Annotated in this window: 7 protein-coding genes; 2 read left to right on the top strand and 5 right to left on the bottom strand. The window is 65.5% G+C overall.

What is annotated here, in order from left to right; genetic code table 11:
* Positions 1 to 33: 33 nt before the first annotated feature.
* Positions 34 to 1,536: a hypothetical protein gene (locus tag V7116_RS24900; protein ID WP_324394705.1), complete on the bottom strand. Its 1,503-nt coding sequence runs from the start codon at positions 1,534 to 1,536 to the stop codon at positions 34 to 36.
* 235 nt (positions 1,537 to 1,771) lie between these two features.
* Between V7116_RS24900 and V7116_RS24895 the strand changes: the two genes are divergently transcribed.
* On the top strand, positions 1,772 to 2,743 hold the full coding sequence (locus tag V7116_RS24895) for a GDP-L-fucose synthase family protein (protein WP_324394704.1): 972 nt from the start codon (positions 1,772 to 1,774) through the stop codon (positions 2,741 to 2,743).
* Positions 2,744 to 3,157: 414 nt separating this feature from the next.
* Here V7116_RS24895 and V7116_RS24890 read toward each other — a convergent pair whose 3' ends face one another.
* From V7116_RS24890 to V7116_RS24875, 4 genes are all read right to left on the bottom strand, one after another.
* Positions 3,158 to 3,484, bottom strand: coding sequence for a hypothetical protein (locus tag V7116_RS24890; protein WP_324394703.1), 327 nt, complete (start codon positions 3,482 to 3,484; stop codon positions 3,158 to 3,160).
* A 56-nt stretch (positions 3,485 to 3,540) separates the two neighbouring features.
* Positions 3,541 to 3,912: a hypothetical protein gene (locus V7116_RS24885; RefSeq protein WP_324394702.1), complete on the bottom strand. Its 372-nt coding sequence runs from the start codon at positions 3,910 to 3,912 to the stop codon at positions 3,541 to 3,543.
* Positions 3,912 to 4,385 (bottom strand): hypothetical protein, encoded by a 474-nt coding sequence (locus V7116_RS24880; RefSeq protein ID WP_324394701.1) that lies wholly within the window; start codon positions 4,383 to 4,385, stop codon positions 3,912 to 3,914. The genes V7116_RS24885 and V7116_RS24880 overlap by 1 nt, the downstream gene beginning before the upstream one ends.
* Positions 4,386 to 4,549: 164 nt before the next feature.
* Positions 4,550 to 6,028, bottom strand: a complete 1,479-nt coding sequence (locus V7116_RS24875) for a hypothetical protein (protein WP_324394700.1) — start codon at positions 6,026 to 6,028, stop codon at positions 4,550 to 4,552.
* 107 nt (positions 6,029 to 6,135) lie between these two features.
* On the opposite strand from V7116_RS24875, the gene V7116_RS24870 reads away from it, so the two are divergent.
* Positions 6,136 to 6,870: an alpha/beta hydrolase gene (locus V7116_RS24870; protein WP_324394699.1), complete on the top strand. Its 735-nt coding sequence runs from the start codon at positions 6,136 to 6,138 to the stop codon at positions 6,868 to 6,870.
* Positions 6,871 to 7,046 lie beyond the last annotated feature (176 nt).

Here is a 7,046-nt window from a genome sequence, read left to right as displayed (position 1 = left end):
GGGGGATGGGGGACTACAAGTGCATAACATGCTCTAGCCGGACGTGGCCGTGACCAAGATCTCCAGCGCCTCGTTCCCGTCGATCAGCGTGCCGCCCGCCGTGGGGTAGATGGCCGCCATCACCATCGCGCCGCTTTCGACTTCGACCGCTGCAAAAATCGTATCATACGTCACCGAGCCGTTTGTTACGAGCGTGCCATACGTCACGATGTCACGCCCGTTGAGCGTGGACCGCTCCAACATCGACGACGACACGCCGCGATCCAGCCCCCGCGCGCGCAGCATCATCATGATCGCGCTGCCCGGATCGCCCGCGACGATGCCGTGCGAAGCGAATTCTTCGGGCAGGACGAAGTACGGGTCCATATCGGTCGAAGCGCTGCGCAGGAACGGATACCCATCGTCGGTCGCTTCCAACGTCCAACTGGCCGGATAGGTGAAGCCCAGCCCCATGCCATCCAGGTCGAACCACTGATCGTCCGCGCCCATGCTCACCGGATCGATGCCCACAGATGGCACGTCGCCCGCGTCCGCCGCGACGCTGTGTGCGCCCGCGATCAGGCTCAGCGCGGCATCCAGCTCGGTGATCTCGCTGCCGTACATGGGGTAAATGTCGGCGGCGAAGATCGTGCCGTCTTCCAGCAGCACGCCCGCCATCACGCCCGTGTACTCGACGTTGTTGTTCGCAAACGTATCGTCGTACGACAGGGTCGTCACGCTGCGGCCCTCGACCTCGACCACGTCGATCCGGGCCGGATCGTACGGCGCGTCCACGCCGGAAGCGACATCTTCCAGCACCGAGGGAATATCGTCTTCCGTGCCCGGTGTCGTGCCTTCGTTGAAATACCAGTACGGATCGAGATAGGTCTCGTCGCTTTCCAGCCGGACGAATCCGTTCGCTTCGGTCATCACCTGCCACGATCCGGGCAGCATGATGCCGATGCCCGGCTCCTCGAAGATATAGTCGTACTCGGACGTGTCGCCGCCCTCCGCCGGGAGCGGCAGGATCTCGAACGAGGCGAGCGTCAGCAGCGCCTCTTCGCGCAGCGTCATGGGGATCGTGTTGCCCTGCACGGGGTAAATATCCGCGGTGAAGACCGTGCCGTCCGGCGCGGCAAATGCCGCCAGCAGCATGGCATACGGGCCGGTGCGATCGGTGTCGATGAACTCATAGGTGGAAATCTGCTGGCCGCCCACGGTCATATCCTGCACCAGCGTCCAGTCGTAGATGACCGATACGTCCGCCGGGTTGAACTGCAAGATCTGCATCACCGAGGCCACGTCGCCCATCTCGAACCCGTACTCGGCCAGCATGTCGGGCGCGTACCAGTTGGCGGCCAGATCGACCGTGCCGGTCGTCAGGTGCAGCGCGGCATTGGCGTCGTCCACGATTTCCCAGCCGTCCGGGTACCGGAATGTGATCCCTGCCGACTCGATTGCGCCGCTGTTGGGCAGATCATCCCCCTGCGCCAATACAGGCGTGACGGAACACAACAGGGCCATGATTAAAATGAAATGCTTAATTTTATTGACCATAAATAGTGCTCCTTGTGCGGAGGTAAGACGAACATTTCAATTGTAAATGAATTGTTAGCTTCTATCAATGCGCCGCCCGGTCTGCGGACCCGGCGGAACGGCTTTTTCATGAGAAATTCACTTCGATCCCCGGCTTGCGCTAGCACACGCCTGCGCATTTTTGTATAATTATCCTTGCCTTAATTGAACTATAAGCAAAGGGCCATCCGCGGTGGGGACCTGTGAGGAGACAGTAATGAACGGTACGCCGAATTCTGAGTTTTGGAGCAAACAACGGGTGATCGTGACCGGGGGCCGCGGGTTTCTGGGGCGGTACGTGGTGCAAGAGCTGGAATCGTGCGGCGCGGAAAAGGTGTATCCGCTGGGACGCAGCGAATACGATCTGCGCAATGAAGTCGAGGTTGAGCGCATGTACCGCGAGCTGCCCGCGACGATGCTCATTCATCTGGCGGCGACCGTGGGCGGCATCGGCATCAACCGCGAGCATCCCGGCAGCTTCTTTTACGACAACCTGATGATGGGCGCGCTCTCGGTGGAGCACGCGCGCCGCGCCGGGCTGGACAAGGCCGTGATCGTGGGGACGATCTGCGCCTATCCCAAGTACACGCCCGTGCCGTTCAAGGAAGAAGACCTGTGGAGCGGCTACCCTGAAGAAACGAATGCCCCCTACGGCATCGCCAAAAAGGTGCTGCTGGTCCAGAGCCAGGCCTACCGCCAGGAATACGGCTTCAACAGCGTCTACCTGCTGCCGGTGAACCTCTATGGCCCCAACGACAACTTCGACCCGTCCTCGTCGCACGTGATCCCGGCGCTGATCAAGAAGATCATCGACGCGCAGGAAGCAGGCGAGCACCAGATCGTCGCCTGGGGCGACGGCAGCCCCACCCGCGAGTTCCTCTACGTCGAAGACGCCGCGCGCGGCATCGTGATGGCGGCGGAAAATTACAACGACTCCGATCCGGTGAATCTGGGATCCAGCAACGAGATCTCGATCAAGGATCTGGTCGAGTTGATCGCGGATCTGACCGGCTTCGAGGGCGACATCGTGTGGGACACCACCAAGCCCAACGGCCAGCCGCGCCGCAAGCTAGACGTGTCGCGCGCGAAGGAGCGCTTCGGCTTCGAGTCGCAGACGGATTTCCGCGAGGGCCTGCGCCGCACGATCGCGTGGTACCGCGAGCACCGCAGCGAGCTGGTGTTCGACTAAAAACCAACCGTTAGCCACGATCAGGCATGTAGGGGCGGGTCTGTGACCCGCCCTTTTTCGTCCCTAGCACCTGCCGGACCGTATGCGCTCCGCCCCATATACACACGGCGACCCTGCTTTTCGTAGGGGCGATGCTTGCATCGCCCGCCGTCAGCAAGACCGGGAAGCTCTACCCCTACGCACCCCCGGCCCGGCGACGTGCTCCCTGATTACCTGTTCATCGTCGGGATCAGACGCCCATCAATCCGTCAACTCGGTGCGCATGGGACGCACCGATGCTCTTTAACTATTGGATCTGGGCAAAACCAGGGCGGGTTAGAAACCCGCCCCTACAAAATCCGGTCACGCGCTGCCTGTCTCCCCTCTCCAATCAAGGTGGACAGGGACCGGGGGTGAGATCGCCCTGCCGCCCCTCTACTCGCCCGGCGCCTCCTCCGCCAGCGCGCGATCCAGCCCGGCGGCCAGCGCCGACAGGAACACGGGCAGAAACGCCGCCCAGATCCCGGCGGGCACGCCCGACCAGCGCGCCAACTGCACGATCACGGGATCGGTCGGCTGGTCCACCGCCCGCAGCGCCGTATCCTCGTACCCCCGCACCGCGCGCCACACGCCACGCACCTGCCCTGCCATCTGCCTGCCAACCCACAGCGTCGCCGCGAGCAGCGCCAGCGTCCCCAGCAGCGCGCCCAACAGCCGCCACACCTCTACCATCTCCGGCGATACCAGCTTGTCCAACGACATACCCCACCATCCTTTCGTGCCCCACCCGGACGAAAATCGCCGCGCGCCGCGAACGGTTACGCGCCGTCCAGCAGCCGCTCGGCCAGAATCCGCAGCGCCTCCTCCTTATCCTGGGCGGTCCAGGCCGCCCACGCTTTGCCACGCAGCTGCTTGATCACCGCCGCGCGATCCGCTTCCTTCTGCTGATCCGTGCTGAGCTTCGCCGCGTCGTGCGCCGCCACCAGCCCGCGCGCCCGTTCCGTGTCCGCTTTGTCGCGCAAGAACACGCGCACCGCCCCCGGCTTGCCGCCCGTGCTCAGCCCGACGTAGCCCTCGCCCAACGCCGCCGCCAGTTCCTCCTGCAGCCGCGCCGGGTTGATCGCCGCTTTCTCGACGGCGATCTCCACCACCGGGGCCTCCTCGCCCGCCTGCCCGATCCCATCCGCCATCAGCTCACCTCCCGCGCCCACAACTGCCCCAACGAATACAACGTCGCCGTGTTGCCCGTTACCCGCCACTGCAAGCGAAACGTATGCGCCCCCGCCGCTACGCCCGTCAGCAGGTAGTTGAGCGCCAGCGGCACCGCCCCGCCCACCGACGTCAGCGCGACACCGTTGACCCCGGCGACGTTCACGTTATCCATCGTGATCGTCAGGTAGGCGAGATACCCCACCGCCCCGATCGCCCACGCCCCGGTGAACCCGATCAGCACGTTGCCGCCGCTGGTCGTGAGCGTCGCCGCCAGATTTGCCGCGTCGATGGTCACGAAGCTGGTCGAGGTGGTCGTGTACGTTGAGGGAACCGCCGCGATCCCCGTGGGCGGCTCCTTGAGCGCGTTCAGGTTGTCGCGCAGGTGCGTATTGAGCGCCGCCGCCGTCAGCAGCTCGTTGACGTTCCAGGTTTTTGGTGTGGTCCAGGGCATCCCTTTCCTCCTCGGCTAAAAACAACGCGTTCGTGCCATACCACCCGCTGCCTCACACTTTTGCCTTTCCCCCTCTCCAATCTGGGTTGGAGAGGGGGCAGGGGGTGAGGTGGCCTTTGACGTTTCCCCTCGCTGCCGCTTTTCCTCAATGCCCCCGCGCCAGCCTACAGCCCCAACACGGCGCTGGCATCCAGCACGGCGAAATCGGGCGCATCGAGCAGGCAGTACGTCTGCTCGTCGGCGCGCTCCAAAAACAGGGTCGCCGCGAACCCGCCGCGCTCGATGTCGTACGTGACGGCGCGCACCCAATGCGCCGCGCCCTCCATGCCGCTCTGCGGATCGTCGATCAACACCTTGTCCATCAGCTCCACGGCAAATACGCTCGCCGCGCCGATCCGCGCCCGGTCGCGCACCTCGATCCGCTCCGCGTTCAGCGCCGCCGCGCCAAATCGCCCGACGAGGTACTGCGCCAGCGCCAGCCCGAACACCGGATCGGGCTGCATCGGCAGGTCGAGCGCCCGCGCGCGGAGCTCGTAGGCGTCCAGACTGTCCACATTCTCAGCAGCCAGCGTGATCGGGTCGTACGTGACGATGGGCTGGCCCCACACCTGCAGCCGCGTCACGTAGAGCACGTGTGTCGTCGCGTTGGCCAGCGTGATCTCGACGCGCGTCGCCTCCGCCTGCGCCGTCACGCTGACGCCCGGCGCGGTGGTCAGGTTGTAGCCGGTCGCGTCGGGGTGGGTCCAGATCTGGTAATCCGTCCCCGCGACGAGCGGCGGCACGTTGACTGCCCCCACGCGCGTCCCGGCGGCATCACGGAACAGGCCGTAGATCGTGCGCGTCTCACCGGGAGCCAGCCGCAGCACCGTCCGCGCCGCCCAGATGAGCTGCAGCGCGCCCAGCGTCTCGACCGGATACACGGTGACCTGCGCCTGGTTGAGCACCGGCTCGATGCCCATGCTCACCCGCAGCCCGTCCAGCGGCGTGCTCGTATCCACGACCAGCACGGGTGCGGCCAGCGGCGTCTGCGCGCGCTCGCGGCTGTGAAAGGTCACCTGCCCGCCGCGCGTGATGAAAAATCGCCCGTACACCGTCTCGCAGATCAGGCGCAGCGCGTCGAGCGCGGTGGTAGATTCCGGCGGCCACGCGCGCCCGTAGTGCGCCAGCGTATCGCCGTTGTCGTCCAGGCTGGCGGCGGGCGGCGCGGTGACCTGCGCGATCACCGCTTCGACCGCCTCTGCGACCGGCTTGCTGTCCTCGTGCGGCACGCCGATCCGTGCCCGTGCCAGCAGCGGGATCGCGTCGGAAGAGGCGATCTCGACCTCGCCCGCGCCCCACGATCCCGCGTCCGGCGTGATACGGTCGATCGTCCCCGCGAACAGCGTATGCGTCCCGTCGTCATCCGCCGCCGTCACCCGCACGCGCCGCCGGGGACGCAGCAGTCCTGCCAGCGACCCCGCCGCGTTCCCCGGACTGAAGCGCCGCGTCCGGTTATCCAGCGTCAGCACGCACTCGCCCGGCCCCGCCACCGGATCGCCCGCCTGCGCGAAGCCGGAGCGGATCCGCGCCCGCCGCAGATACGGCGTTTCGTCCTGCCACACCCCCGCCTCCCATTCCACCTGCACCTCGAACTCGACCGCCATCGCGCCCCCTTATCTCGCTGCCCGCCCGTCCGCTGACGAAATGGTCTTGCGACTCCGTATAACCCTGCACTTACTAAGTCCCCTTTTGAGCCGAAAGGATTTTCCCCATGCGCCGCACACTGATATCCGCCGCCCTGCTCGCCCTCCTCGCCACCACTGCGACGCCGGGCATCCCGCCTGCCGCCGCCCAGGGCCCTACCCCGGAGCGTGTCGAGATCACCGCGCCGGATGGGATCGTGCTGGTCGGCAGCTACTACGCACCGCCCGAAAACGCGGACGATCCGGCCCGCGCCCTGCTGTTGATGCATCACAGCGGCTCGAAGAAAGAAACCTTCATCGACTTCATCCCCATCGCGCAAGACGCCGGATACGCGCTGGTCACGGTCGATCTGCGCGGCTACGGTGAAAGCGGCGGCGAGACGTCCGACTGGCAGTCGATGGAAAGCGACGCGCACCTGTGGCTGGCGTGGCTGCGCGAGCAGCCGGGCATCGATCCCGAGCGCGTGAGCATCGTCGGATCGAGCATCGGCGGCGACCTGGGTCTGCGCGTGATGGCGAAGGACGAAGCGCTGCGCACGGTCGTATCGCTCTCGCCGCGCCTGGACGTCAATGGACTGACCACGGCGGATGCGGTCGAAGCAATGGGCGCGCGCCCGATCTTTTTCGCCGCCGGGCAAGGTGACGAGCTGGACGCCGAAGCGACCCGCGCCCTGTTCGCGCTGGCGACCGGTGACGTGCAGGCCCGCCTGTACGATCACGGCGCGTGCTGCACGACGCTGTTCATGCTGGAACCGGACCTCGCCCCCGCCGTGATCGCTTGGCTGGACCGCACCAACAAGTAAGCGCGCGTTTTGCCCGCTTTGAGAGAGAAAAACGGCTTCTCACTCGCGCATTTCCACGCAATCTGTAGGGGCGGGTTTCATGCTCTTTCACTTTTAAATCCGGCAAACCAGGGCGGGTTATAAACCCGCCCCTACAAAACCCCATCGGGCGCTGCTTGTCTCCCCTCTCCAACCCA

The sequence above is a fragment of the Aggregatilinea sp. genome, assembly GCF_036822615.1.
Classification (GTDB): domain Bacteria; phylum Chloroflexota; class Anaerolineae; order Aggregatilineales; family Aggregatilineaceae; genus Aggregatilinea.
The sequence above is the reverse complement of the archived record's forward strand: the minus strand, read 5'-3'. Positions and strand labels throughout refer to the sequence as shown.